General features: G+C 67.5%; 20 protein-coding genes. 13 read left to right on the top strand and 7 right to left on the bottom strand.

What is annotated here, in order from left to right:
• Positions 1 to 51: 51 nt before the first annotated feature.
• The 4 genes from KPB06_RS14090 to KPB06_RS14105 all read right to left on the bottom strand — a co-directional run bounded on the left by KPB06_RS14090 (position 52) and on the right by KPB06_RS14105 (position 3754).
• Positions 52 to 420, bottom strand: coding sequence for an ArsC family reductase (locus tag KPB06_RS14090; protein WP_034207673.1), 369 nt, complete (start codon positions 418 to 420; stop codon positions 52 to 54).
• Entirely contained in the window at positions 420 to 1247 is an 828-nt protein-coding gene (dapD, locus tag KPB06_RS14095) for a 2,3,4,5-tetrahydropyridine-2,6-dicarboxylate N-succinyltransferase (RefSeq protein WP_060316818.1), read from the bottom strand. Before dapD ends, KPB06_RS14090 begins: the two co-directional genes overlap by 1 nt.
• A 45-nt stretch (positions 1248 to 1292) precedes the next feature.
• Positions 1293 to 2525 (bottom strand): succinyldiaminopimelate transaminase, encoded by a 1233-nt coding sequence (gene dapC, locus KPB06_RS14100; RefSeq protein WP_059573689.1) that lies wholly within the window; start codon positions 2523 to 2525, stop codon positions 1293 to 1295.
• Between the two features lie 176 nt (positions 2526 to 2701).
• On the bottom strand, positions 2702 to 3754 hold the full coding sequence (locus KPB06_RS14105; protein WP_059573690.1) for an RNA-guided endonuclease InsQ/TnpB family protein: 1053 nt from the start codon (positions 3752 to 3754) through the stop codon (positions 2702 to 2704).
• A gap of 92 nt (positions 3755 to 3846) precedes the next feature.
• On the opposite strand from KPB06_RS14105, the gene KPB06_RS14110 reads away from it, so the two are divergent.
• The 5 genes from KPB06_RS14110 to def all read left to right on the top strand — a co-directional run bounded on the left by KPB06_RS14110 (position 3847) and on the right by def (position 12577).
• On the top strand, positions 3847 to 4788 hold the full coding sequence (locus KPB06_RS14110; protein WP_060316806.1) for a DMT family transporter: 942 nt from the start codon (positions 3847 to 3849) through the stop codon (positions 4786 to 4788).
• 139 nt (positions 4789 to 4927) lie between these two features.
• Positions 4928 to 8440, top strand: a complete 3513-nt coding sequence (gene smc / locus KPB06_RS14115) for a chromosome segregation protein SMC (protein ID WP_275906110.1) — start codon at positions 4928 to 4930, stop codon at positions 8438 to 8440.
• A gap of 85 nt (positions 8441 to 8525) precedes the next feature.
• Entirely contained in the window at positions 8526 to 9806 is a 1281-nt protein-coding gene (locus tag KPB06_RS14120) for a cell division protein ZipA C-terminal FtsZ-binding domain-containing protein (protein WP_275906111.1), read from the top strand.
• Positions 9807 to 9971: 165 nt separating this feature from the next.
• Complete coding sequence (gene ligA / locus KPB06_RS14125; protein WP_059573694.1) at positions 9972 to 12047, top strand: NAD-dependent DNA ligase LigA; 2076 nt, start codon at positions 9972 to 9974, stop codon at positions 12045 to 12047.
• Positions 12044 to 12577, top strand: a complete 534-nt coding sequence (def, locus tag KPB06_RS14130; RefSeq protein WP_059573695.1) for a peptide deformylase — start codon at positions 12044 to 12046, stop codon at positions 12575 to 12577. The genes ligA and def overlap by 4 nt, the downstream gene beginning before the upstream one ends.
• An 82-nt stretch (positions 12578 to 12659) precedes the next feature.
• On the opposite strand, the gene KPB06_RS14135 is transcribed toward def, so the two are convergent.
• From KPB06_RS14135 to map, 3 genes are read right to left on the bottom strand one after another with little or no spacing between them, the layout of a single operon-like run.
• Entirely contained in the window at positions 12660 to 14507 is a 1848-nt protein-coding gene (locus tag KPB06_RS14135; RefSeq protein ID WP_275906112.1) for a pseudouridine synthase, read from the bottom strand.
• A gap of 16 nt (positions 14508 to 14523) precedes the next feature.
• Positions 14524 to 17100 carry a [protein-PII] uridylyltransferase gene (locus KPB06_RS14140; RefSeq protein WP_275906113.1) on the bottom strand — a complete coding sequence of 859 codons (2577 nt, stop codon included), beginning with the start codon at positions 17098 to 17100 and terminating at the stop codon, positions 14524 to 14526.
• Between the two features lie 47 nt (positions 17101 to 17147).
• The gene (map, locus tag KPB06_RS14145) at positions 17148 to 17963 is read right to left on the bottom strand and encodes a type I methionyl aminopeptidase (RefSeq protein ID WP_059573697.1); all 816 of its coding nucleotides are present in this window, start codon (positions 17961 to 17963) and stop codon (positions 17148 to 17150) included.
• 377 nt (positions 17964 to 18340) lie between these two features.
• Here map and rpsB point away from each other — a divergent pair, with 377 nt between their 5' ends.
• The 8 genes from rpsB to rseP all read left to right on the top strand — a co-directional run bounded on the left by rpsB (position 18341) and on the right by rseP (position 25948).
• Positions 18341 to 19081 (top strand): 30S ribosomal protein S2, encoded by a 741-nt coding sequence (gene rpsB, locus KPB06_RS14150; protein WP_006483818.1) that lies wholly within the window; start codon positions 18341 to 18343, stop codon positions 19079 to 19081.
• Between the two features lie 162 nt (positions 19082 to 19243).
• Positions 19244 to 20125, top strand: coding sequence for a translation elongation factor Ts (tsf, locus tag KPB06_RS14155; protein ID WP_006483826.1), 882 nt, complete (start codon positions 19244 to 19246; stop codon positions 20123 to 20125).
• 156 nt (positions 20126 to 20281) lie between these two features.
• Positions 20282 to 20995: a UMP kinase gene (gene pyrH, locus KPB06_RS14160; RefSeq protein ID WP_006402648.1), complete on the top strand. Its 714-nt coding sequence runs from the start codon at positions 20282 to 20284 to the stop codon at positions 20993 to 20995.
• 133 nt (positions 20996 to 21128) lie between these two features.
• Complete coding sequence (gene frr, locus KPB06_RS14165; RefSeq protein WP_006483822.1) at positions 21129 to 21689, top strand: ribosome recycling factor; 561 nt, start codon at positions 21129 to 21131, stop codon at positions 21687 to 21689.
• 49 nt (positions 21690 to 21738) lie between these two features.
• Positions 21739 to 22521 (top strand): polyprenyl diphosphate synthase, encoded by a 783-nt coding sequence (gene uppS / locus KPB06_RS14170; protein WP_034201584.1) that lies wholly within the window; start codon positions 21739 to 21741, stop codon positions 22519 to 22521.
• The gene (locus KPB06_RS14175; protein ID WP_275906114.1) at positions 22515 to 23336 is read left to right on the top strand and encodes a phosphatidate cytidylyltransferase; all 822 of its coding nucleotides are present in this window, start codon (positions 22515 to 22517) and stop codon (positions 23334 to 23336) included. The genes uppS and KPB06_RS14175 overlap by 7 nt, the downstream gene beginning before the upstream one ends.
• Positions 23337 to 23351: 15 nt before the next feature.
• On the top strand, positions 23352 to 24548 hold the full coding sequence (locus tag KPB06_RS14180) for a 1-deoxy-D-xylulose-5-phosphate reductoisomerase (RefSeq protein WP_089464911.1): 1197 nt from the start codon (positions 23352 to 23354) through the stop codon (positions 24546 to 24548).
• A gap of 11 nt (positions 24549 to 24559) precedes the next feature.
• On the top strand, positions 24560 to 25948 hold the full coding sequence (gene rseP / locus KPB06_RS14185; RefSeq protein ID WP_060316790.1) for an RIP metalloprotease RseP: 1389 nt from the start codon (positions 24560 to 24562) through the stop codon (positions 25946 to 25948).
• The last annotated feature ends 32 nt before the right edge of the window (positions 25949 to 25980 follow it).

Here is a 25980-nt window from a genome sequence, read left to right on the forward strand (position 1 = left end):
AGCCCGTTATTAGCGTGAACAGGCCCGCCCGCAGGCGCGGCGCGGGCGGCCCTATGCGGCAAACAGCGCCGCATATTGGTCGGCCGCGAAGCCGAGCGACTTCACGCGGCCGTTGACGACGAGCACGGGGCGCTTGATGACCGACGGCTTGTGGATCATCAGCGCGACCGCGCCGGTCTTCGTTTCGGCGGCCGCCTTCATCGCGTCGTCCAGGCCGCGCCACGTCGTGCCGCGCTTGTTCACGAGCGCGTCGAGCGACACGTCCTTCAGCCAGTCTTCGATCAGCGGCGCGCTGACGCCGAGCTTCTTGAAATCGTGGAATTCGAATTCGACGCCGTGATCGTCGAGCCACACGCGGGCCTTCTTCACGGTGTCGCAGTTCGGAATGCCGTAGACGACCACGGTGTGCGGCTTCGCCATCAGTCGCCTCGCAGCAGCTCGTTCAGGCCGACCTTCGCACGCGTCTTCGCGTCGACCTTCTTGACGATCACCGCGCAGTACAGGCTGTGCGAGCCGTCCTTCGACGGTAGGTTGCCGGCGACGACGACCGAGCCGGCCGGGATGCGGCCGTAGCTGACCTCGCCCGTCTCGCGATCGTAGATCTTCGTGCTCTGGCCGAGGTACACGCCCATCGAGATCACCGAGTTTTCCTCGACGATCACGCCTTCGACGACTTCCGAGCGCGCGCCGATGAAGCAGTTGTCCTCGATGATGACCGGGTTCGCCTGCAGCGGCTCGAGCACGCCGCCGATGCCGACGCCGCCCGACAGGTGCACGTTCTTGCCGATCTGCGCGCACGAACCGACCGTCGCCCACGTGTCGACCATCGTGCCTTCGTCGACGTACGCGCCGATGTTGGTGTACGACGGCATCAGCACGACGTTCCTCGCGATGAACGAGCCGCGGCGCGCGATGGCCGGCGGCACGACGCGGAAGCCGCCCGCGGCGAAATCCTCGGCCGTGTAGTTCGCGAACTTCGACGGCACCTTGTCGTAGAACTGCGAGTAGCCGCCGGCCGGCATCGGCGCGTTGTCCTCCAGGCGGAACGACAGCAGCACGGCCTTCTTCAGCCACTGGTGGACCGTCCAGTTGCCGTCGATTTTCTCGGCGACGCGCAGCGTGCCCTTGTCGAGTTGCTCGATCGCGTGAGCGACGGCCTCGCGGACGTCGGCGGGCGCGGCCTTCGGCGACAGCTCGGCGCGGTTTTCCCAGGCGGTATCGATGATTTGCTGAAGTTGTTGCGACATGTTCGTTTTCGCAGGAGATGGATGGAATTGATCGGGATGGACGTCTTACCGCGCGAGAGCCCGGCAGAAATCGACGATGCGTTGCGCGCCCTCGACGCATTCGGGGGTGCCCGCGACGAGCGCGATCCGGATGAAATCGCGGCCCGGGTTCGCGCCGTGCGCATCGCGCGCGAGGTACGAGCCGGGCAGAACCGTCACATTATAGTCGGCGTACAGGCGGCGGGCGAACTCAGTGTCCGACAGGCCGGTGCGCGACACGTTGGCCCACAGGTAGAACGCGGCGTCGGGCAGTTTCACGTCGATCACGTCGGCGAGCATCGGCGTGACCGTATCGAACTTCTGCCGGTACAGCGCGCGGTTTTCGCGCACGTGCGCCTCGTCGTTCCACGCGGCGATGCTCGCGTGCTGCCACACCGGCGACAGCGCGGCGCCATGGTACGTGCGGTACAGCAGGAATTTCCTGAGCAGCGCGGCGTCGCCGGCGACGAAGCCCGAGCGCATGCCCGGCACGTTCGAGCGCTTCGACAGACTCGACAGCATCACGAGGCGCTCGAAGCCGCGGCCGAGGCGGTGCGCGGCCTCGAGGCCGCCGAGCGGGGGCGCGGCTTCGTCGAAATAGATTTCCGAATAGCACTCGTCGGACGCGATCACGAAACCGTGGCGGTCGGACAGCGCGAACAGCTCGCGCCAGTCGTCGAGCGTCAGCACGGCGCCCGTCGGGTTGCCCGGCGAGCACACGTACAGCAGCTGCGTGCGCGCCCACACGTCGTCGGGCACGGCCGCGTAGTCGCACGCGAAGTTGCGGGCCGGGTCGCTGTTCGCGAAATAGGGTTCGGCACCGGCCAGCAGCGCCGCGCCTTCGTAAATTTGATAGAAAGGATTCGGACAGAGTACGATCGCCTTCTTGCCGTCCGCGGTCAGGCGCGCGTCGATCACGGTCTGCGCGAGCGAGAAGAGCGCCTCGCGCGAGCCCGACACCGGCAGCACCTGCGTGGCCGGATCGACGGCCGGCAGCCCGTAGCGGCGCTCGAGCCAGCGTGCGATCGACGTGCGCAGCGCGTCCGAGCCGGCGGTGGCCGGATACGACGCGAGGCCGTCGAGCGCGGCCACCACGGCGTCGCGGATCAGCGCCGGCGTCGCGTGTTTGGGCTCGCCGATGCCGAAGCTGATCGGTTTCAGGTCGCCGGAAGGCGTCACGTCCTTGAACAGGGCGCGCAGCTTTTCGAAGGGATAGGGCTGGAGCGAGTCGAGTCGAGGGTTCACGGGCGAAGCGGCCATCGCGGCCGGTTGGAGCGAAAGAAGCGGCGGGCGCGCCGCGCGGCTGCGAGCGGCGCCTCGGGCGCGCGGGTCGCAGCGGATGATTATAGCGTGACGGAATGCGGTCACGGCCTGCCGGCGCGGCGGCCGGGGCCGCTCGAATAAAGGGTATCGAACCAATTGACGTCCTCGTCCGCCTAAAGGCGGAGGATTCCCACACCTGGCGATGCACGTCCGCATCGGAGAATGTTCAGCGCAGCGTTGATATCACGATCATGTTCGACACCACAGTCACTGCAGGTCCACTCTCTTATTCGCAGTCCCGCGATACCTTTCGGCCGCGTCGTGCTGTCTTGCGACCCGCACGACGAACAGGACTGGGTCGAACCGCTTTCGTCGACTTCCTCGAACGTGGCCCCGTGCGCGATCGCTTTGTAGCGGAGCTTGTTTCGGAAGGACGACCAGGATGCGTCGTAGACGCTCTTCGCCATCCTGGTTCTGGCAAGTTTGACGGCAGATACGTCGCCGACAGCGATGTAATCGAAACGCCGCACCAGATCGAGCGCGAGCTTATGCTGGAAATCGGCACGGGCATTCGCGACCTTGGCGTGCAACTTCGCGATATGACGCTTGTGCTTTCGCGCCCGTTGCGCTTTCGCCAGCTTTTCCGCCGCCCGTCGACCGAACTGTTCATTGGGCAGCTTCTCGCCGGTCGAAAGTGTGGCGAAGTCTTTCAGACCGAGATCGATGCCGACGCCGGAACGGATCGGGCGGGCCTGCACATCGGGCATCTCGATCACGATGTTCAGGAACCAGTTGCCGCGCGCATCCTGCGCAAAGTTGGTCCCGTCCTTGATCTTGCCTTCGGGAAGCGGTCGGCTGTTGAACACGCGAAACGTGTTGCCGGCGAAACGGAACGCGTCACCCTCGCGCTTCAGGTCACGGCCCTTCAGCGGCACCCAGCCCAGCGATTTCCTGCCGCGATAGCGCAGGTAGGGCCGTCGGTGCTGACTGCGCGACTTCGCATATTGCTCGCACGTCGCGTTGATCGTGCCGGAGTGGATGCCGAGTTCCTTGCTGCTCCCCGTCGTCAGCACGTTCAGATCGAACCCCGTCGGCCACTTCTTGCTCCACTTGAGCGCGTGCTTCTGCGTGTCATTGCAGAAGTTCCAGACGTAGTTCACCGCGCGGCTCTGCTTGTTAAGCAGTCCGTTGAGCGATTTCACCCGGTAGCGGTAGACAAGGATCATGCCGGTGATCCTAACCTGTGGGAAAAGCTGCCTGTCAACAGCACGCCTTTCCTTCCCGCCATCAATGGCGGGGTTTCTCGGAGCAAATTCTGATGAACAACGCGGTACGCGGCAGCCTGCCGACGCTGGCCATCCTGATCGGCGCGTCGGTATGGGGCCTGATCTGGTATCCGCTGCGGATCCTCGCGTCGCTCGGCGTGACGGGCACGCTGGCGAGCGCGCTGACGAGCCTCGTCGCATTCCTGTTCGTGATCGTCGCGCGGCGCCGCACGATCGCGACGCTGCGCTGGCACTGGGTGCTGCCGGGCATCGCGGTGACGGCCGGCGTGACGAACCTCGGTTTCGTGTGGGGCACGATCCACGGCGAGGTGCTGCGCGTGATGCTGCTGTTCTACCTGACGCCGGCCTGGACCGCGATCTACGCGCACTTCCTGCTGCGCGAGCGGCTGACCTGGGCCGGCGCGGGGCTCGCGGCGCTGTCGATCGGCGGCGCGATGCTGATGCTGTGGTCGCCGGCGCTCGGCTTGCCGCTGCCGGCCAACCCGGCCGAATGGGCGGGCCTCGCGGCCGGCCTGAGCTTCGCGATGAGCAACGTACTGGTGATCAAGGCGAGCCGCGAGCTGCCCGACATGCGCGCGGAAATGCGCACCGCGACGCTGTTCGGCGGCGCGGCCGTGTTCGGCGCGATCGCGTCGCTGTTCGAGGGGCTGCCGGCCGCGCCGGCGAGCGGCCAGCTTGGCGTGGCCGCATTGATCATCGCGGCGATCGGCGTGACGATGGCGTCGAACAACCTGCTCGTCCAGTACGGCCTCGCGCGTGTGCCGGCGAACCGTGCATCGATCATCATGCTGTTCGAGATCGTGATCACCGCGCTGTCCGCGTGGGTGTTCGCGAACGAGCTGCCGAGCGCGCGCGAGTGGGCGGGCGGCGCGTGCATCGTGCTGGCGACGCTGCTGTCGAGCCGGGTCCATCGTGCCGCGCCGGCACCGGACAAACCCGGCGACGGTCGGGACGGCGCACGCGCGATGGTATGATGGAAGCCGTTTGCGGGGCCCAACGCTGGATGCGCGCGGCCCCGTTTTTGAATTCCGGGGCGCGTGGCGCGCAGGGGCTCTCCGGCCCCGCGCTGTGCGGCCCCGTCCGTCTCACACCTTCTTCACATCCGATACCGCCGTGCGTCTGAGCTCGATCAAACTCGCTGGCTTCAAATCCTTCGTCGATCCCACGCATTTCCAGGTTCCGGGCCAGCTCGTCGGCGTGGTCGGCCCGAACGGATGCGGCAAGTCCAACATCATCGATGCCGTGCGCTGGGTGCTCGGCGAGTCGCGCGCGTCCGAGCTGCGCGGCGAATCGATGCAGGACGTGATCTTCAACGGTTCGACCGCCCGCAAGCCCGGCAGCCGGGCCAGCGTCGAACTGATCTTCGACAACTCCGACGGCCGCGCGGCCGGGCAGTGGGGCCAGTACGGCGAAATCGCCGTGAAGCGCGTGCTGACGCGCGACGGCACGTCGAGCTACTACATCAACAACCTGCCGGCGCGCCGCCGCGACATCCAGGACATCTTCCTCGGCACGGGCCTCGGGCCGCGCGCGTACGCGATCATCGGGCAGGGCATGATCGCGCGGATCATCGAGGCGAAGCCCGAAGAGCTGCGCGTGTTCCTCGAGGAAGCCGCCGGCGTGTCGAAGTACAAGGAACGCCGCCGCGAAACCGAGAACCGTCTGCACGACACGCGTGAGAACCTGACGCGCGTCGAGGACATCGTCCGCGAACTCGGCGCGAACCTCGAAAAGCTCGAGGCGCAGGCGGTGGTCGCGACCAAGTACAAGGAACTCGTCGCCGACGGCGAGGAGAAGCAGCGCCTCTTGTGGCTGCTGCGCAAGAACGAGGCCGCCGGCGAGCAGCAGAAGCAGCAGCGCGCGATCGAGCAGGCGCAGATCGACCTCGAGGCGCAGACGGCCAAGCTGCGCGAAGTCGAGGCGCAGCTCGAGACGCTGCGCGTCGCGCACTACTCGGCGAGCGACGCGATGCAGGGCGCGCAGGGCGCGCTCTACGAGGCGAACGCCGAGGTGAGCCGCCTCGAAGCGGAAATCAAGTTCATCGTCGAATCGCGCAATCGCGTGCAGGCGCAGATCGCCGCGCTGAACGCGCAGCGCGAGCAGTGGCGCGCGCAGGCGGAGAAGTCGCAGGACGAGCTCGAGGAAGCCGAAGAGGCGCGCGCGATGGCCGACGAGAAGGCCGCGCTCGCCGAAGACAACGCGGCCGCGAAGCACGATGCGCTGCCGGCGCTCGAGGCGAAGTGGCGCGACGCGCAGGCGCAGCTCAACGACGAGCGCGCGCGGATCGCGCAGACCGAGCAGTCGCTGAAGCTCGAAGCCGCGCACCAGCGCAACGCCGACCAGCAGCTCCAGCAGCTTCAGCAGCGCCACGAGCGCCTGAAGAGCGAAGCGGGCGGGCTCGACGCGCCGGACGAGACGCAGCTCGAAGAGCTGCGCATGCAGCTGGCCGAGCAGGAAGAGATTCTCGCTGAAGCGCAGGCGCGCCTCGCGGACGCGGAGGAAACGGTGCCGCGCCTCGACGGCGAACGTCGTGCCGCGCAGGAGCGCGTGCAGGCCGAAGCCGCGCAGATCCACCAGCTCGAGGCGCGCCTCGCCGCGCTGAAGCAGCTGCAGGAGAACGTGCAGACCGAAGGCAAGGTGCAGCCGTGGCTTGACAAGCACGAGCTCGGCGCGCTGCCGCGGCTGTGGAAGAAGCTGCACGTCGAGGCCGGTTGGGAAGCGGCGCTCGAGGCCGTGCTGCGCGAGCGCCTCGCCGCGCTCGAAGTGTCGAATCTCGACTGGGTGAAGGCATTCGCGGCCGACGCGCCGCCCGCGAAGCTCGCGTTCTATGCGCCGCCCGCGGCCGGCGAGCCGCCCGCCGCGGCGGCCGGGCTGCGGCCGGTGCTGTCGCTCGTGCGCATCGACGACGCCGGTATCCGCGCGGTGCTGAACGACTGGCTCGGCAACGTGTACGTCGCCGACGACGTCGCGCAGGCGCTCGCCACGCGCACGCAGTTGCCGGCAGGCGGCGCGTTCGTCGTCAAGGCCGGCCACATCGTCACGCGCGTCGGCGTGCAGCTGTACGCGGCCGATTCGGAGCAGGCCGGGATGCTGGCCCGCCAGCAGGAAATCGAAAACCTGACACGCCAGGTGCGCGCGCAGGCGCTGCTCGCCGACGAGGCGCGCACGGCGGCCGTGCGGGCGGAAGCCGCGCACACGCAGGCCACGCAGGCGCTCGGCGACGTGCGCGCGCAGGCCGAGCGCGCGACGCAGCGCGTGCATGCGCTGCAGATGGACGTGCTGAAGCTCGCGCAGGCGCACGAGCGTTATACGCAGCGCAGCACGCAGATCCGCGAGGAACTCGAGGAAATCGGCGCGCAGATCGAGGAGCAGCGTGCATTGCGCGCGGAGTCGGAAGCGAATTTCGAGCGCTTCGACGGCGAGCTCGCGGAACTGCAGGCGCGCTTCGAGGACAACCAGCTCGCGTTCGAGTCGCTCGACGAATCGCTGACGCAGGCGCGTCAGGAAGCGCGCGACCTGGAGCGCGGCGCGAACGACGCGCGCTTTGCCGCACGCAACGCGGCGACCCGCATCGACGAACTCAAGCGCACGATCCAGGTCGCGCACGAGCAGAGCGAGCGCGTCGCCGCGTCGCTGGAAGACGCGCGCGCCGAACTCGAGACGATCAACGAGCAGACCGCGCACACGGGCCTGCAGGACGCGCTCGAGATTCGCGCGGTGAAGGAGGAAGCGCTGCAGGCCGCGCGCATCGAGCTCGACGACCTGACCGCGAAGCTGCGCGCGTCGGACGAGCAACGGCTCGTCGCCGAGCGTTCGCAGCAACCGCTGCGCGACCGCATCACCGAGCTGCAGTTGAAGGAGCAGGCCGCGCGCCTGTCCGTCGAGCAGTTCGCCGAGCAGCTCGCGGCCGCCGAGGTCGACGAGGCCGCGCTGGCCGCGAAGCTGACGCCGGATCTCAAGCCGTCGTACCTGCAGGGCGAAGTCACGCGCCTGAACAACGCGATCAACGCGCTCGGGCCGGTGAACATGGCCGCGCTCGACGAGCTGAAGGCCGCGAGCGAACGCAAGGTGTTCCTCGACGCGCAGTCGGCCGACCTGATCGACGCGATCACGACGCTCGAGGACGCGATCCACAAGATCGACCAGGAGACCCGCACGCTGCTGCAGGGCACCTTCGACGAGGTGAACCGTCATTTCAGCGATCTGTTCCCGCGCCTGTTCGGCGGCGGGCAGGCGAAGCTGATCATGACGGGCGACGAGATTCTCGATGCCGGCGTGCAGGTGATGGCGCAGCCGCCGGGCAAGAAGAACGCGACGATTCACCTGCTGTCGGGCGGCGAGAAGGCGCTGACCGCGACCGCGCTGGTGTTCGCGATGTTCCAGTTGAACCCGGCGCCATTCTGTCTGCTCGACGAGGTCGACGCGCCGCTGGACGATGCGAACACCGAGCGTTTCGCGAATCTCGTGCGCGCGATGTCCGACAAGACGCAGTTCCTGTTCATCTCGCACAACAAGATCGCGATGGAAATGGCGCAGCAGCTGATCGGCGTGACGATGCAGGAGCAGGGCGTGTCGCGGATCGTTGCGGTGGACATGGAAACCGCCGCGGGTTTTGCCCAGAATTGACGTTTGACGAAACCGGACCGCGTTCGCGCGGCGCATGGGCGCCCGTTCGCGGTCCCGACGAAAAAGAATTGCTGATGGAGCGTGCATGGACGAGTTGACACTCGGTTTGATCGGCGCGGGCGCCGTCGTGGTGGGCGGCGTCGTGGTCTACAACGCATGGCAGGGCGCGAAAGTGCGGCGCAGGATGCCGCGCCCGATGCCGGAGGAAGCGGCCGAGGCGATGAACCGCCCCGAGCGCGACGAAGAGCCGCCGTTCATCGAGCCGGTGCGTCAGCCGGTGCGTCGCGAGCCCGCGGCGCCGGTCTCCGCGGGTACGGCGGCCACGGCCGAAGCCGCGCGCGTCGAGCCCACCTTCGGTGCGGCCGCGGGCGGCGCCGCGCCGGCCGATACGCCGGCCGACCTGCAGGCCGAGGCGACGGGCGTCGACACGTCGGCCCCACCGACCGAACCGGCCGCGGGCGAGCAGGCCGTGCCCGCCGCCACGCACGAGGCGGCGGCCGAGCCGACCGAGCCGGTGTTGCCGGCCGCGACGACGATCTCGTCGGCGCCGCCCGCGATCGTCGATCGCCGGATCGACTGCATCGTGCCGATCCGTCTCACTGGGCCGCTGCCGGGCGACAAGATCCTGCCGATCGCGCAGCGGCTGCGCCGCGCGGGCAGCAAGCCCGTGCACATCGAAGGCAAGCCGGAAGGCGGCCAATGGGAGCTGCTGCAAAACGGCGTGCGCTACGAAGAGCTGCGCGCGGCCGCGCAGCTCGCGAACCGCGGCGGCGCGCTGAACGAGCTCGAATTCTCCGAATTCGTGACGGGCGTCCAGCAGTTCGCCGACGCGATCGACGGCGCGCCGGAATTCCCGGACATGATGGAAACGGTCGCGATGGCGCGCGAGCTCGACGCGTTTGCCGCGCAGTGCGATGCGCAACTGTCGATCAACGTGATGTCGGACGGCGCGCCGTGGTCCGCGAACTACGTGCAGGCGGTCGCGTCGCAGGACGGGCTGCTGCTGTCGCGCGACGGCACGCGCTTCGTGAAGCTCGACGCGAAACAGAATCCGGTGTTCATGCTGCAGTTCGGCGATACGAACTTCCTGCGCGACGACCTGACGTACAAGGGCGGCAACATGATCACGCTGGTACTCGACGTGCCGGTGGCCGAAGAGGACATCCTGCCGTTCCGGCTGATGTGCGATTACGCGAAATCGCTGTCCGAGCGGATCGGCGCGCGCGTCGTCGACGATTCGCGCCGGCCGCTGCCGGAGTCGACGCTGCTCGCGATCGAGCAGCAGTTGATGAAGCTGTACGCGAAGCTCGAGGAAGCCGGCATTCCGGCCGGTTCGCCGGTCACGCGCCGCCTCTTCAGCCAGTAACGCGATCGCGCGGACGGCAGCCCCTGACGCCGTCGTTCGTCGCCGCGGCGCACACCGCTCGGTGTGCGCTGCAGCATGCCATCGGGCCCGCATTGCGCACCCCGCCGCGGCGTCAAACTGAGATAATCGGAAATCCGATTTTTTCAGAACGAATCTGCCGCCAGCATGGCCCGAACCCAAGCCGAACCGCCAGCCAGCCAGCCCGACGCGCGCGCCGCGTGGCTGCGCGACCAACTCGAGCGGGCGAACTACGCCTATTACGTGCTCGATCAGCCGGATCTGCCCGACGCCGAATACGACCGGCTGTTCCGTGAGCTGCAGCAGCTCGAAACCGACCATCCCGAACTCGTGACGCCCGATTCGCCGACGCAGCGCGTCGGCGGCGAAGCGGCCGGCGGCTTCACGCCGGTCGTCCACGATGCGCCGATGCTGTCGCTGAACAACGGCTTCGCCGACGAGGACATCGTCGCGTTCGACAAGCGCGTCGCCGACGCGCTCGCCAAGACGACCGATCTCGCCGGCTCGGTGACGGACCCCGTCGAATACGCGTGCGAACTGAAGTTCGACGGCCTCGCGATTTCGCTGCGCTACGAGCAGGGCGTGTTCGTGCAGGCGGCGACGCGCGGCGACGGGACGACGGGCGAGGACGTGACCGAGAACGTGCGCACGATCCGCTCGATTCCGCTGAAGCTGAAGGGCAAGCACGTGCCGGCCGTGCTCGACGTGCGCGGCGAGGTGCTGATGTTCAAGCGCGATTTCGCGCGCCTGAACGAACGCCAGCGCGCGGCCGAGCAGCGCGAATTCGCAAACCCGCGCAACGCGGCGGCCGGCAGCCTGCGCCAGCTCGACTCGAAGATCACCGCGCAGCGGCCGCTGTCGTTCTTCGCATACGGGATCGGCGTGCTCGACGGGATGCCGATGCCCGACACGCACAGCGCGCTGCTCGACTGGTACGAGTCGCTCGGCCTGCCGGTGAACCGCGAGCGCGCGGTCGTGCACGGCGCCGAAGGCCTGCTCGACTTCTTCCGCAAGGTGGGCGAGAAGCGAGAGTCGCTGCCGTACGACATCGACGGTGTCGTCTACAAGGTCAACCGGCGCGACGAGCAGGAGCGCCTCGGTTTCGTGTCGCGCGCGCCGCGCTTCGCGCTTGCACACAAGTTCCCCGCGCAGGAAGCGCTGACGAAGCTCGTCGCGATCGACGTGCAGGTCGGCCGCACCGGCGCGATCACGCCGGTCGCGCGTCTCGAGCCGGTGTTCGTCGGCGGCGCGACCGTGACCAACGCGACGCTGCACAACGAGGACGAAGTGCGCCGCAAGGACATCCGGATCGGCGACACCGTGATCGTGCGCCGTGCGGGCGACGTGATTCCGGAAGTGGTCGGCGCGCTGCTCGACCGGCGCCCGGCGGATGCGGCCGAATTCGTGATGCCGACCGAATGCCCGGTGTGCGGCTCGAAGATCGAGCGCCTGCCGGACGAGGCGATCGCGCGCTGTACGGGCGGGCTGTTCTGCCCGGCGCAGCGCAAGCAGGCGCTGTGGCATTTCGCGCAGCGCCGCGCGCTCGACATCGACGGCCTCGGCGAGAAGATCATCGATCAGCTCGTCGAGCTGAATCTGGTGCGCACGCCGGCCGACCTGTTCAATCTCGGCTTCGCGACGTTGGCCGAACTCGACCGGTTTGCCGAGAAATCCGCGCAGAATCTGCTCGATTCGCTCGAGAAGGCGAAGCATACGACGCTCGCGCGCTTCATCTACGGGCTCGGCATCCGCCATGTCGGCGAATCGACCGCGAAGGATCTCGCGAAGCATTTCGGCTCGCTGACGCCGATCATGGACGCGTCGATCGAGGAACTGCTCGAAGTCAACGACGTCGGGCCGATCGTCGCCGAGTCGATCCACCAGTTCTTCGCGGAAGAGCATAACCGGACCGTGATCGAGCAGTTGCGCGCGCCGGGCAAGGTCACGTGGCCGGAAGGGCCGCCCGCGCCGAAGGCGCCGCAGGGCGTGCTGGCCGGCAAGACGGTCGTGCTGACGGGTACGCTGCCGACTCTCACGCGCGATGCGGCGAAGGAAATGCTCGAAGCGGCGGGCGCCAAGGTGGCCGGTTCGGTGTCGAAGAAGACGGATTACGTGGTCGCGGGCGCCGAAGCCGGCAGCAAGCTCGCGAAGGCCGAGGAACTCGGCATCCCCGTGCTGGACGAAGACGGTCTGCACCAACTCCTGGAGGGCAATACGCCATGATTCGCGAGATCCTGAAGATGGGCGATCCGCGCCTGCTCGAAATCGCCCAACCGGTCGAGCGGTTCGATACCCCCGAGCTGCACGAGATCGTCGCGGACATGTTCGAGACGATGCATCACGCGAACGGCGCCGGGCTGGCCGCGCCGCAGATCGGCATCGGGCTGCAGATCATCATCTTCGGCTTCGGCAACAACAACCGCTATCCGGACGCGCCGCCGGTGCCCGAGACCGTGCTGATCAACCCGAAGATCGAGTACCTGCCGCCGGACATGGAAGAGGGCTGGGAAGGCTGCCTGTCGGTGCCGGGCATGCGCGGCGTCGTCAGCCGCTACGCGAAGGTGCGCTACAGCGGTTACGACCAGTTCGGCCAGAAGATCGATCGCGTCGCCGAAGGATTCCACGCGCGCGTGGTCCAGCACGAATACGATCACCTCATCGGCAAGCTGTATCCGATGCGGATTACCGACTTCACGCGCTTCGGCTTCACCGAGGTGCTGTTCCCGGGGCTCGATCCGGCCGACGACGACTGATCGTCCGCGCTTTGCGCGGAAAAGAAAAAGCCCGCGCAAGCGGGCTTCGTCATGGCGGGGCGCACGTCGCGCGTGCCCGAGGTCAGAACGTCTCGTCGGCCGACAGGTAGCGCCATTGGCCCTGCGGCAGCGCGCCGAGCATCACGCGGCCCATCCGCACGCGCTTCAGGCCGATCACGTCGAGGCCGACCAGTTCGCACATGCGGCGGATCTGGCGCTTCTTGCCTTCGCGCAGCACGAAGCGCAACTGTTCGCCGTTCTGCCAGCTCACCATCGCCGGCTTCAGCGGAACGCCATCGAGCTCGAGGCCGTGGCGCAGCTTCGCGAGCAATTCCGCCGGGAAGTGCTGGTCGATGTCGATCAGTCGCTCGCCGAAGCGCACGCGCACCAGGTATTCCTTGTCGATGTCCGACTGCTCGCCGATCAGCTGCTTCGCGATCACGCCGTTCTGCGTCAGCACGAGCAGGCCGGTGGAGTCGATGTCGAGACGGCCGGCCGGCGCAAGCGCATGCAGATGCTGCGGCGAGAAGCGCAGCGGCGAATGATCGCCGCTCCAGCGGTTCGCGCGCGTGATCAGCACGGACGCCGGCTCGTAGCCGTCTTCCGCCTGGCCCGACACGTAGCCGACCGGCTTGTGCAGCAGGATCGTCACCTGCGCGGCCTGCGCGGCGCTCGCCCGCTCGTCGATCTCGATCTTCTGATCGGCGCGTACCTTGGTGCCGAGCGTGTCGATGCGTTCGCCGTCGACGAGCACCCAGCCCTTTTCGATCCATTCGTCGGCTTCGCGGCGCGAGCACATGCCGAGCTCGGACATCCGCTTCGACAGGCGCATCAGGCCCGTTTCGTCGCCGTAGTCGACATCGGCCGCCGCCGCGCGCTTGACGGGCTGCGCGGTCTTCACCGCGCCGAACGAACGGCGCTCGCCGTCGCGCGCGGGGCGGGCCGGGCGATCGCCGAAGCTGCGCTTCGCGCCTTCGCCGGCGGCCTTGTCTCGGTAGGACGGGCGTTTGCCGTCGTCGGTGCCTGCCGTGCGGCGCGGGCGTGCGTCGTCATCACGACGGGGCGGGCGATCGGACGACGGGCGGCGGTCGCCATAGCTGCGCTTCGCGCCTTCGCCGGCTGCCTTGTCGCGGTAGGACGGGCGTTTGCTGTCGTCACCGCCCGCTGCACGGCGCGGACGCGTATCGTCGTCGCTGCGGCGCGGCGGGCGATCCGATGACGTATTGCGGTCGCCATAGCTGCGTTTCGCACCTTCGCCGGCGGCCTTGTCGCGATAGGACGGGCGCTTGCTGTCGTCACTGCCTGCTGCGCGACGCGGACGGGCGTCGTCATCACGGCGGGGAGGGCGGTCGGAAGACGTGCGACGCTCGCCGAAGCTGCGCTTCGCGCCTTCGCCGGCCGCGTTGTCGCGATAGGACGGGCGCTTGCCTTCGTCGCCACCCGCGCGACGCGGACGCGCGTCGTCATCGCGACGCGGCGGGCGATCCGACGACGTGCGACGCTCGCCGAAGCCGCGCTTCGCGCCTTCGCCGGCCGCGTTGTCACGATAGGACGGACGCTTGCCTTCGTCGCCACCGGCACGGCGCGGCCGCGCATCGTCATCGTTGCGGCGCGGCGGGCGATCCGACGACGTGCGACGATCGCCGAAGCTGCGCTTCGCACCTTCGCCGGCCGCATTGTCGCGATACGGCGCGCGCTTGGCCGGTGCGCGATCCGCGCCGGGGCGTTCGGCGCCGGCGGCGCCGCGCGGCTTGAACGAGCGCTCGCCGGTGGCGGCCGCGGCGGGCGCCTTCTTCGGGCGGGCCGGCTTGTCCGCCGCGGGCGGCGCGGCGGGGCGTACCGCCTTGCGGGCGACGAGGCTGCCGGAGCGGACGGGGGCGCGAGTCGGCGACGCCGGCTTCGGATTCTTGACGGTTAATTTGGTGCGCATAAACGCTGGGATTCATTCAGACTGCGATCGCACGCAGCAATTCGGTTTCGAGCTGGATCTGCAGGCGGTTGTCGGACAGGCCGGCACCCGCGAGCAGGAAGATGTCTTCGACGCGCTCGCCGAGCGTATTGATCCGCGCCGCATGGACGCCGATCCGATGTTCGGCGAGTACGCGCGCGATCGAATAGAGAAGGCCCGGCCGGTCGTTGGCCGACACGGACAGGATGTAGTACTGACCGCGCTCGTCGGCCCGCAGGTCGACGCGCGGCGTGATCGGAAACGTCCGCGACAGCCGCGACAGGCGGCCCTTCGACGGCTCCGGCAGCGATGCGGTTTCCGCCAGCCGAGTCGCGAGCTGCTGCTCGACGAGATTCGCGATGTCGCGGTAGCGCACGTCGCGTTCGGTCTGCGTGACGATGAAGTTGTCGAGCGCATAGCCGTGCCGCGTCGTGCTGACGCGCGCGTCGAGCACCGACAGCCCGTTGCGGTCGAAATACGCGCAGATGCCCGCGAACAGGTCGGGGCGGTCCTTCACGTACACGAGCACCTGCAGCGCGTCGCCGATCGGCGACGGCCGCGCGCGGACGATCGCGGTTTCGGCGTTCACGTGCCGGTACAGCACGCGCGTCTGCCACGCGATGTCGGCCGCGTCGTGACGCAGGAAGAAGCCGACGTCGAGCTGATCCCACAATGCGCGGTGCGCGTCGTCGGGCACGGTTTCCAGGCGCAGCAGCGCGAGCGCCTGCTCCTGCCGTGACTTCAGCTCCGAATGCGCGTCGGGGTTCGCGCCGCCGAGCACCGCGAGCGTGATGCGGTACAGATCCTCGAGCAGCTTGCCCTTCCACGTGTTCCATACCTTCGGGCTCGTGCCGCGGATATCGGCGACGGTCAGCAGGTAGAGCGCGGTGAGGTAGCGTTCGTTGCCGACGACTTCGGCGAAGCGCTTGATGACCTCGGGATCGCTCGTGTCCTGCTTCTGCGCGACCTGGCTCATCGTCAGGTGATGCTGGACGAGCCACACGATCAGCGCCGCGTCGTCGCCGTCGATCCCGTGCTCGCGGCAGAAGCGCCGCGCGTCGGCCATCCCGAGCGTCGAGTGATCGCCGCCGCGGCCCTTCGCGATGTCGTGGAACAGCGCCGCGACGTACAGCACCCACGGCCGCTCGAAGTTGCCGATCAGCTGGCTGCAGAACGGGTATTCGTGCGCATGTTCGGCCACCGCGAAGCGGCGGATGTTGCGCAGCACCATCAGGATGTGCTGGTCGACCGTGTACACGTGGTACAGGTCGTGCTGCATCTGGCCGACGATGCGGCGGAAATTCAGCAGGTAGCGGCCGAGCACGCTCGTCTGGTTCATCAGCCGGAACGCATGCGTGATGCCTTCGGGCTGCTGCAGGATCCGCATGAACGTGCGGCGGTTCTGCGGATCGCGGCGCCACGCGTTGTTCATGATTTCGCGCGAGTTGTACAGCGCCCGCAGCGTGCGGGCGGACAGGCCCTTCACGCCGCGCGTCGTCTCGTACAGCAGGAACGCTTCGAGGATCGCGTCGGGATGGCGCTCGAACACGCCGTCGTCGACGATCTCGAGCATGCCCTGTTTCTCGACGAAGCGATCGGCCGACAGCACGCGCGTGATGCCGCTCGTCGCGGGGAAGAGCTGCGCCTCGATGTTCTGGATCAGGATCGTCGCGAGCTGCGTGACGGCCTTCGCGGCCCAGTAGTAGCGGCGCATCAGTTGCTCGCTCGCGCGCTTGGCCTGCGTCGGCTGGTAGCCGAAGCTCTCGGCGGCCTGCGTCTGCAGGTCGAACACGAGCATGTCCTGGCGGCGCCCGGCGATCACGTGCAGCCGCGCGCGCAGCGTCTTCAGGAAGCCTTCGTTGCGACGCAACTCGCGTGCTTCGCGGTCGGTGATGAGCCCGCGCGTGTCGAGTTCGCGCCAGCTGCTGCCGAAGCCGGCCGCGCGCGCGATCCACAGGATCGTCTGCAGGTCGCGCAGCCCGCCCGGGCTTTCCTTCACGTTCGGCTCGAGGCTGTACGGCGTGTCCTGGAACTTCGCATGGCGCTGGCGCATCTCGAGCACCTTCGCGGTGAAGAACGCGCGGGCGTCGAGCGCTTCGTGGTAGCGCACGGTGAAGCGCTCGAACAGCGCGGTGCTGCCGACGATGCGGCGCGCTTCGAGCAGCGAGGTCTGCACCGTGACGTCCTGCGACGCCTCCTCGATGCACTGCGCGACCGTGCGCACGCTGCTGCCGATCTCGACGCCGAGATCCCACGCCATCCCGATGAAGCGCTCGATGCGCGCGTCGAGCGCCGCGTCGTGCGCATCGGGCAGCAGCACGAGGATGTCGACGTCGGAATAGGGCGCGAGCTCGCCGCGCCCGTAGCCGCCGACGGCGACGAGCGCGAGCGTCGCGGGCAGCCCGCATTCGTCCCACACGCGCTTCAACGCGTCGTCGGTGAGTTTCGACAGCGCGTGCATCAGCGACGCGACGTTCGCCGCGCGGCGAAAACGCTCGAGCATTTCCGCCTTGGCGGCCTTGAATTCGGCGCGCCGCGACAGCGCTTCGGGCGAGGGGGCAGCGTGAGCGCTCATGGGCAGCCGTTCAGGTGCGAAAGTGGGGCGGGCTGGCGTGACGTCGCTCAGACGGCGGCGGCCGGTTGCGCGAACACGGGGCGCGCCGGCGTGCCGGCCGACACGGTCAGCACTTCGTAGCCGGTTTCGGTGACGAGCACCGTGTGCTCCCACTGCGCGGACAGGCTGCGGTCGCGCGTCTTGACCGTCCACTGGTCGGGCATCGTGCGGATGTCGCGCTTGCCGGCGTTGATCATCGGCTCGATCGTGAAGATCATGCCGGCCTTCAGCTCGACGCCGGTGCCCGGGCGGCCGTAGTGGACGACCTGCGGATCCTCGTGGAACACCGTGCCGATGCCGTGGCCGCAGTATTCGCGCACGACGCTGTAGCCTTGCGCTTCCGCGTGCTTCTGGATCGCGTAGCCGATGTCGCCGAGGTGCGCGCCGGGCTTGACCTGGTCGATGCCGAGCCACATGCATTCGTAGGTAGTCTGCACGAGGCGCTTCGCGAGGATCGACCCCTCGCCGACGATGAACATCCGGCTGGTGTCGCCGAAATAGCCGTTCTTGATCACGGTGATGTCGATGTTCAGCGCATCGCCGTTCTTGAGCACCTTCTCGCCGGGAATACCGTGGCAGATCACGTCGTTGACCGAAATGCAGGTGGCCTTCGGGTACGGCGGATAGCCGGGCGGCTGGTAGTTCAGCGGCGCGGGGATCGTGCCTTGCTCGTTGAGCATGTACTCGTGGCAGAGGCGGTCGAGTTCGGCGGTCGTGACGCCCGCGACGACGTGCGGCGTGATGAAGTCGAGCACTTCGCTCGCGAGACGGCAGGCGACGCGCATCTGGGCGATATCGTGTTCGTTTTTGAGCGTAATAGCCATCGAGGTATGCCTGCAATGCGGTGAATTGACGGATTATCGCACCTTATGGCGGGCCTCGCAGCCCCTGCGGGCCGCGCGGATGCGGGTTTTCGCGGATTGTCCGGCCCGCTGCCGCACGGCACGCGAAAGTGCCGCGCGACTTGAGAGCGGACAATTCCGCGTGCTATACTCTCTGGCTAAGTCGATATCCAAATGCCGAAATTTCCCCGTCTTGGGGCGGCATCGCGATGAAAGGCTTACGGCACGGGCGTTTTGCACGTGCCGAATCGCAAGCCGGCGCAACCAGGGTGCCGGCCGCGCGGCATCCGCGCCCTTCGGGCGGGTTCGCGCGGCGGTACGGCAGCCGGCTTAAGACCCAACCCTCGTGGAGAATTTACATGGCAGTCACGATGCGCCAAATGCTGGAAGCGGGTGTCCACTTCGGTCACCAGACGCGCTTCTGGAACCCGAAGATGGCTCCGTTCATTTTCGGTCACCGCAACAAGATTCACATCATCAACCTCGAAAAGACGCTGCCGATGTTCACGGACGCACAGAAGTACGTGCGCCAGCTGGCAGCGAACCGCGGCACGATCCTGTTCGTCGGCACGAAGCGCCAGTCGCGTGACACGATCGCCCAGGAAGCGCAGCGTGCGGGCATGCCGTACGTCAACGCACGCTGGCTCGGCGGCATGATGACCAACTTCAAGACGCTGAAGGTGTCGATCAAGCGCCTGAAGGACATGGAAGCGGCTGTCGAGGCAGGCGAGCTCGAGAAGATGAGCAAGAAGGAAGCGCTGCTGTTCGAGCGCGAAATCGCCAAGCTGCAGAAGTCGATCGGCGGCGTGAAGGACATGGGCGGCATTCCGGACGCGATCTTCGTCGTCGACGTCGGCTACCACAAGATCGCCGTCACGGAAGCGAACAAGCTGGGCGTGCCGGTCATCGCCGTGGTCGATACGAACCACTCGCCGGAAGGTGTGGATTACGTGATCCCGGGTAACGACGACTCGAGCAAGGCAGTCGCGCTGTACGCGGAAGGCGTGGCCGACGCGATCCTCGAAGGCCGTGCGAACGCGGTCAACGAAGTGGTCCAGGCTGCACGCGGCGACGACGAGTACGTCGAGGAAAACGCGTAACTGGCCCCGAGCCGGCGCAAAAAGGGGGCTCTCAACAGGCCCCCTTTTTTTAAGCTTGTGCGCCGGACCTGATCGCGTCGAATCGGCGCGGGTCCGGAAACGAATCTCGGCCGTTCGCGTCCAAGCGGGCGGCGTTGTGAATACAGACTCAAGGAGCGAATGATGGCGGCAATTACCGCAAGCATGGTGGCAGAACTGCGCGCAAAGACCGACGCACCGATGATGGAGTGCAAGAAGGCGCTGACGGAAGCCGACGGCGATCTGGCCAAGGCTGAAGAACTGCTGCGCGTCAAGCTCGGCAACAAGGCGAGCAAGGCCGCGTCGCGCGTGACGGCGGAAGGCGTCGTCGCATCGTTCGTCGGCGGCAACGCAGGCGCGCTGGTCGAACTGAACTGCGAAACCGACTTCGTCGCGAAGAACGACGACTTCCTCGCGTTCTCGAAGACGGTGGCGGAACTCGTCGCGACGCAAAACCCGGCCGACGTGGCGGCACTGTCGGCGCTGCCGCTCGACGGCTCGACCGTCGACGCAGTGCGTCTGGCGCTGATCGGCAAGATCGGCGAGAACGTGTCGATCCGCCGTTTCGTCCGTTTCGAAACCGCGAACAAGATCGCCACGTACCTGCACGGCGCGCGTATCGGCGTGATCGTCGAGTACACGGGCGCGGACGAGCAGGTCGGCAAGGACGTCGCGATGCACATCGCGGCGATGAAGCCGGTCGCGCTGTCGTCGGCCGACGTGCCGGCGGAACTGATCGAGACGGAACGCCGCGTGGCCGAGCAGAAGGCCGCGGAATCGGGCAAGCCGGCCGAAATCGTCGCGAAGATGGTCGACGGCAGCGTTCAGAAGTACCTGAAGGAAGTGTCGCTGCTGAACCAGACGTTCGTGAAGAACGACAAGCAGACGATCGAGCAGATGCTGAAGGCAGCGAATGCCGCGGTGCAGAAGTTCGCGCTGTTCGTCGTCGGCGAAGGCATCGAGAAGCGCCAGGACGACTTCGCCGCCGAAGTGGCCGCGCAAGTCGCCGCAGCAAAGCAGCAGTAAGCAGTCAGGCAGTAACCGCGGCGGGCGTCCGCTCCGCCGCGGCCGGCGGCGCCGCCGGCCGGCCGGGTACCCCGGCCCGGTCGTCGGCGCTTGCCCGAATCAGTATTTCGCCCCTACAGTTCGTGGTTGTCATCCTCTCGTCGCTCGGAAGCCCCTATGTCCAATGCCTATAAACGCGTCCTCCTCAAACTCTCCGGCGAAGCGCTGATGGGCGACGACGCCTTCGGCATCAATCGCGCGACGATCGAGCGGATGGTGGCGGATATCGCAGAAGTCGTGCGCCTCGGCACGCAGCTCGCGGTCGTGATCGGTGGCGGTAATATTTTCCGCGGCGTCGCGGGCGGCGCGGCCGGCATGGACCGCGCGACGGCCGACTACATGGGGATGCTGGCGACGATGATGAACGCGCTGGCGCTGCAGGACGCGATGCGCCACGCGGGCATCGAGGCGCGCGTGCAGTCGGCGCTGCGGATGGACCAGGTCGTCGAGCCGTACATCCGGCCCCGCGCGATCCGTCAGCTCGAGGAAGGCCGTGTCGTGATCTTTGCGGCCGGCACCGGCAACCCGTTCTTCACGACGGATACCGCGGCCGCGCTGCGCGGCTCGGAAGTGGGCGCCGAAGTCGTGCTGAAGGCGACCAAGGTCGATGGCGTATATTCTGCCGATCCGAAGAAGGATCCGTCGGCTACGCGCTATACGACGATCAGCTTCGACGAGGCGATCAGCCGCAACCTGCAGGTGATGGACGCGACGGCGTTTGCGCTGTGCCGCGACCAGAAGCTGCCGATTCGCGTGTTTTCGATCAACAAGCCGGGTGCGCTCAAGCGCATCGTGCTGGGCGAGGACGAAGGTACGCTCGTCCACGTGTAAACTCCCGCGGATGCGGGCGACTGACGGCGGGCCACCGGCTATGTGCGACTGGCTGCGGGTTGCCGGCCGCGGCGCGCGACATGCGCCGGTCGGCGCTCGCGTTCTTTGAAGGTTTGAAGGTTCGGAGGTTGAAATGAGTGTCGCTGATGTCAAGAAGGGCGTCGAGCAAAAGATGCAGCGCTCGATCGAAGCGTTCAAGAACGATCTGGCCAAGATCCGTACGGGCCGTGCACACACCGGTCTGCTCGATCACGTTCAGGTCGACTACTACGGCTCGATGGTTCCGATCTCGCAGGTCGCGAACCTGACGCTCGTCGACGCGCGCACGATCGGCGTGCAGCCGTGGGAAAAGAACATGGTCGCGAAGGTCGAGAAGGCCATCCGCGAAGCCGATCTGGGCCTGAATCCGGCCACGGCCGGCGACCTGATCCGCGTGCCGATGCCCGCGCTGACGGAAGAGCGCCGCCGCGAGCTGACCAAGGTCGTGAAGAGCGAAGGCGAAACGGCCAAGGTCGCGATCCGCAACCTGCGTCGCGACGCGAACGAAGCGCTCAAGAAGCTCGTGAAGGACAAGGAAATCTCGGAAGACGACGAGCGCCGCGCAAGCGACGACGTGCAGAAGCTGACCGACAAGCACGTGGCCGAAGTCGACAAGCTCGTGCAGACCAAGGAAGCCGAGATCATGACGGTCTGACGACCGTCCTCGCGCGCCGCCTTCTTCCCGCATTACTGTCTCAACGGCCATGACCTATACCAGCTCTACCGTTCGCGTGCCTGACGTCGGCGTCGTGCCGCGTCACATCGCGATCATCATGGACGGCAATGGCCGTTGGGCGACCGAACGCCGCTTGCCGCGCGTCGCGGGGCACACCCGCGGCGTCGATGCCGTGCGGGCGGTGGTCGAAGGCTGCGCGCGCGCCGGCGTCGAATACCTGACGCTGTTCGCGTTCAGTTCGGAAAACTGGCGCCGGCCGAACGACGAAGTGTCGTTCCTGATGCGGCTGTTCATCACCGCGCTCGAGCGCGAGGTGGGCAAGCTGCATGCGAACGGGATCCGCCTGCGTGTCGTCGGCGATCTCGACCGTTTCGAGCCGCGCATCCGTGAACTGATTCGCCGCGCCGAAACCAAGACGGCGCGCAATACCCGTCTGACGCTCACCATCGCGGCCAACTACGGCGGCCGGTGGGACATCCTGCAGGCGACGAAGAAGCTCGTCGAGCAGGCCGTGCGCGAAGGTCGCGAGATCGAAGTGACCGAGGACGCTTTCGCGCCGCACCTGGCGATGGCCTACGCGCCGGAGCCCGATCTCTTCATCCGCACGGGCGGCGAGCAGCGCGTCAGCAACTTCCTGCTGTGGCAGCTCGCTTACGCCGAATTCTATTTCACCGACAAGTACTGGCCGGATTTCGACGGCGCGGCACTGGCCGACGCGATGGCGTCGTATACCGAGCGCGAGCGCCGTTTCGGGCGCACGAGTGCGCAGCTCGAACCGCAATCGCAGAACGCCGACTCCCTTTCATGCTGAAAACCCGTGTGATCACGGCGATCGTGATGCTGGCCGTGCTGCTGCCGGTGACGCTGTTCGCGCCGCTCGCCGGGTTCGGCGCGCTGATCGGCGTCGTGCTGGTGTTCGCCGCGTGGGAGTGGGCGCGCCTGCTGAAGCTCGGCGGCGCCGCGCCGGTCGTCTATGCGCTCGTCGCGGCGCTCGCGCTCGCGGCCACCGCGCCGCTCGGCGTCGACGCGGCTTCGTCCCGTCCCCTTTTCATGGCGGCTGGCCTGTTCTGGCTGCTGGTCGGCCCGTTCGCGCTGCGGCGCAAGCCCGAACTCGCGGGCGGCGTGTGGCGACCGTTCCTGCTGGCCGCCGGCCTCGTCGTGTTCGCCGCCTGCTGGCACGCGCTCGTGGCAGCCCGCGCGCAGGGCGTGCCGTTCGTGCTGTCGCTGCTTCTGGTCGTCTGGCTGGCCGATATCGGCGCATACTTCGCCGGCAAGGCCTTCGGAAAGCGTAAACTGGCCATCACGATCAGCCCCGGCAAGAGCTGGGAAGGCGCGATCGGCGGCTGGTTCGCGGTGATGGTCGTCGCCAGTGTCGCGATGGCCATACACGCTTTCGAACCGACCCTGTTTTCCGCGCTCGCCGCGCGCTACGGAATGCCCGGCGCGTGGGCCGCACTGACGCTGCTGGTTGCATACAGCGTGATCGGCGACCTGTTCGAGTCGCTGCTGAAGCGGCAGGCGGGCGTGAAGGATTCGAGCGGACTGCTGCCGGGCCACGGCGGCGTGCTCGATCGGGTCGACGCGCTGCTGCCGGTGCTGCCGCTCGCGATGCTGCTGCTTGGTTAAACCATTATTTCTGTTATGCAAAAACGCCTGACATTGCTCGGTTCCACGGGCTCGATCGGAGACAGCACGCTCGACGTGGTCGCGCGCCATCCCGAGCGCTTCTCGGTCTACGCGCTGACCGCGCACCGCAACGGCGACAAGCTCGTCGAGCAGTGTCTGCGCTTCGCGCCTGAAGTGGCGGTGGTCGGCGATGCCGCGACGGCCGCGCACGTCGACGCGAAACTGCGCGCGGCGGGCAGCAGGACGGTCGTGCTGCACGGGCCGCAGGCGCTCGTCGACGTGTCGAAGAGCGACGGCTGCGACACGGTGGTCGCCGCGATCGTCGGCGCGGCCGGCCTTGCGCCGAGCCTGGCGGCCGCGCGCGCCGGCAAGCGGATCCTGCTCGCGAACAAGGAAGCGCTTGTGATGTCGGGCGCGATCTTCATGGACGCCGTGCGCGACCATGGCGCGATCCTGCTGCCGGTCGACAGCGAACACAACGCGATCTTCCAGTGCATGCCGCGCGACGCGGCCGAGCACGGCGGGATCTCGAAGATCATCCTGACCGCGTCGGGCGGCCCGTTCCGCACGCGCGAGCCGGCCACGCTCGTCGACGTGACGCCGGACGAGGCGTGCAAGCACCCGAACTGGGTGATGGGCCGCAAGATCTCGGTCGATTCCGCGACGATGATGAACAAGGGCCTCGAGGTGATCGAGGCGCACTGGATCTTCGGGCTGCCGGGCGACCGGATCGACGTGCTGATCCATCCGCAGAGCGTGATTCATTCGCTCGTGTCGTATCGCGACGGCTCGGTGCTCGCGCAGCTCGGCAACCCCGACATGCGCACGCCGATCGCGCACGCGCTCGCGTTTCCCGAGCGCGTCGACGCGGGCGTCGATCAGCTCGACCTCGCGCAGATCGCCCAGTTGTCGTTCGAGAAGCCCGATTACGCGCGCTTCCCGTGCCTCGCGCTCGCGCTGAAGGCGCTCGAGGAAGGCGGTATCGCGAGCGCCGCATTGAACGCGGCGAACGAAGTGGCGGTCGAAGCATTTCTCGAGCGCCGGATCGGCTTCATGGCGATCGCGGCGACGGTCGACGCCGTGCTCAACACGCTGCCGAACCGCGCGCCCGACGGGCTCGACGACGTCCTCGCGGCGGATGCCGAGGCTCGCCGCCTCGCCGCCGCGATCATTGCGAAAGCGCCTGCGCCACGCGTGGAGCGTGCGGTCTGAATGGAGTGCTCATGAACGTACTGGTCGAACTGGTCGCGTTTGCGGTGGCGATCGGGGTGCTGGTCGTCGTGCATGAGTATGGACACTATCGCGTCGCGCGTTGGTGCGGCGTGAAGGTGCTGCGTTTCTCGATCGGCTTCGGCCAGCCCGTCGCGCGCTGGGTCAGCCGCAGGACGGGCACCGAGTGGACGCTGTCCGCGCTGCCGCTCGGCGGCTACGTGAAGATGCTCGACGAGCGCGATCCAGGCCCGGGCGGCATTCCGCCCGAGGAACTCGGGCAGGCATTCAACCGCCAGTCGGTCTACAAGCGCATCGCGATCGTCGCGGCCGGACCGATTGCGAACTTCCTGCTGGCAATCGTGCTGTTCTCCGCCATATTCGCCACCGGCGTGACCGAGCCGACCGCGATCGTCGCGCCGCCGGCCGCCGGCACGGTGGCGGCTCGCGCGGGCTTCGACGGCAGCGAGACGGTCGTGTCGATCCGCGACGTGCGCGTGAGCGACGCGCAGGGCGGCGAGTCGGAGCCGGTGCGATCGTGGTCGGACCTGCGCTGGAAGCTGCTGTCGGCCGCGCTCGACCATCGCGAGGTCGTGCTCGGCGCGCGCGACGGCAATGCGACGTTCGATTTCCGTGTCGACCTGCGCAACGTGCCCGACAGCCAGCTCGACGACGACTTCATGGCCCATCTCGGCTTCGAGGCCGGCGGCGGCACGTTGTCGGTCGCGTCGGTGCAGCCGGGCAGTGCGGCGGAGCAGGCGGGCCTGAAGGCCGGCGACAAGCTGGTCGCGCTCGACGGCAAGCCGATCGGCGGCGCGTCGCGTTTCATCGATACGGTGAAGCACCATGCGGGCCAGCCGCTCGCGCTGCAGATCGAACGCAACGGCGCCGCGCGGACGGTGTCGATCGTGCCGCAGATGCAGCGCGACGACGAATCGGGGCAGCAGGTCGGCCGGATCGGCGCGGCGCTGTCGATGCACGCGCCGTCGGTGGACGTGCGCTACGGGCCGATCGAGAGCCTGCGGCTCGGCGCGCACCGCACGTGGGACATTTCCGTGTATTCGCTGAAGATGTTCGGGCGGATGATCACGGGCAACGCGTCGTTGAAGAACCTGTCGGGCCCGGTGACGATCGCCGACTACGCAGGCAAGAGCGCACGGCTCGGTCCGTCGGCGTTCCTGTCGTTCCTCGCCCTTGTCAGCATTAGCCTTGGCGTCCTGAACTTGTTGCCGATTCCCGTTTTGGACGGGGGGCATCTGTTATATTATGCGGTTGAAGCCGCGACCGGGAAAGCCGTCTCGGAGCGCTGGCAGCTGATTCTGCAAAGAGCCGGGTTGATCTGCATCGTCGCGTTGTCGGCGATCGCGCTGTTCAACGATCTGGCTCGGTTAATCCATTTCTGAAGCGTCAGGCGGCGGCCGCTGGCCAGCCGCCC

Origin of the sequence: Burkholderia semiarida (assembly GCF_029268935.1) — a bacterium.
Taxonomy (GTDB): domain Bacteria; phylum Pseudomonadota; class Gammaproteobacteria; order Burkholderiales; family Burkholderiaceae; genus Burkholderia; species Burkholderia semiarida.

What these genes read in the sequence shown, in the direction of transcription:
- KPB06_RS14090 (WP_034207673.1), bottom strand. Translation starts at nt 420, where the DNA reads ATGGCGAAGCCGCACACCGTGGTCGTCTACGGCATTCCGAACTGCGAC.
- dapD (WP_060316818.1), bottom strand. Translation starts at nt 1,247, where the DNA reads ATGTCGCAACAACTTCAGCAAATCATCGATACCGCCTGGGAAAACCGC.
- dapC (WP_059573689.1), bottom strand. Translation starts at nt 2,525, where the DNA reads ATGGCCGCTTCGCCCGTGAACCCTCGACTCGACTCGCTCCAGCCCTAT.
- KPB06_RS14105 (WP_059573690.1), bottom strand. Translation starts at nt 3,754, where the DNA reads ATGATCCTTGTCTACCGCTACCGGGTGAAATCGCTCAACGGACTGCTT.
- KPB06_RS14110 (WP_060316806.1), top strand. Translation starts at nt 3,847, where the DNA reads ATGAACAACGCGGTACGCGGCAGCCTGCCGACGCTGGCCATCCTGATC.
- KPB06_RS14120 (WP_275906111.1), top strand. Translation starts at nt 8,526, where the DNA reads ATGGACGAGTTGACACTCGGTTTGATCGGCGCGGGCGCCGTCGTGGTG.
- ligA (WP_059573694.1), top strand. Translation starts at nt 9,972, where the DNA reads ATGGCCCGAACCCAAGCCGAACCGCCAGCCAGCCAGCCCGACGCGCGC.
- def (WP_059573695.1), top strand. Translation starts at nt 12,044, where the DNA reads ATGATTCGCGAGATCCTGAAGATGGGCGATCCGCGCCTGCTCGAAATC.
- KPB06_RS14135 (WP_275906112.1), bottom strand. Translation starts at nt 14,507, where the DNA reads ATGCGCACCAAATTAACCGTCAAGAATCCGAAGCCGGCGTCGCCGACT.
- KPB06_RS14140 (WP_275906113.1), bottom strand. Translation starts at nt 17,100, where the DNA reads ATGAGCGCTCACGCTGCCCCCTCGCCCGAAGCGCTGTCGCGGCGCGCC.
- map (WP_059573697.1), bottom strand. Translation starts at nt 17,963, where the DNA reads ATGGCTATTACGCTCAAAAACGAACACGATATCGCCCAGATGCGCGTC.
- rpsB (WP_006483818.1), top strand. Translation starts at nt 18,341, where the DNA reads ATGGCAGTCACGATGCGCCAAATGCTGGAAGCGGGTGTCCACTTCGGT.
- tsf (WP_006483826.1), top strand. Translation starts at nt 19,244, where the DNA reads ATGGCGGCAATTACCGCAAGCATGGTGGCAGAACTGCGCGCAAAGACC.
- pyrH (WP_006402648.1), top strand. Translation starts at nt 20,282, where the DNA reads ATGTCCAATGCCTATAAACGCGTCCTCCTCAAACTCTCCGGCGAAGCG.
- frr (WP_006483822.1), top strand. Translation starts at nt 21,129, where the DNA reads ATGAGTGTCGCTGATGTCAAGAAGGGCGTCGAGCAAAAGATGCAGCGC.
- uppS (WP_034201584.1), top strand. Translation starts at nt 21,739, where the DNA reads ATGACCTATACCAGCTCTACCGTTCGCGTGCCTGACGTCGGCGTCGTG.
- KPB06_RS14175 (WP_275906114.1), top strand. Translation starts at nt 22,515, where the DNA reads ATGCTGAAAACCCGTGTGATCACGGCGATCGTGATGCTGGCCGTGCTG.
- KPB06_RS14180 (WP_089464911.1), top strand. Translation starts at nt 23,352, where the DNA reads ATGCAAAAACGCCTGACATTGCTCGGTTCCACGGGCTCGATCGGAGAC.
- rseP (WP_060316790.1), top strand. Translation starts at nt 24,560, where the DNA reads ATGAACGTACTGGTCGAACTGGTCGCGTTTGCGGTGGCGATCGGGGTG.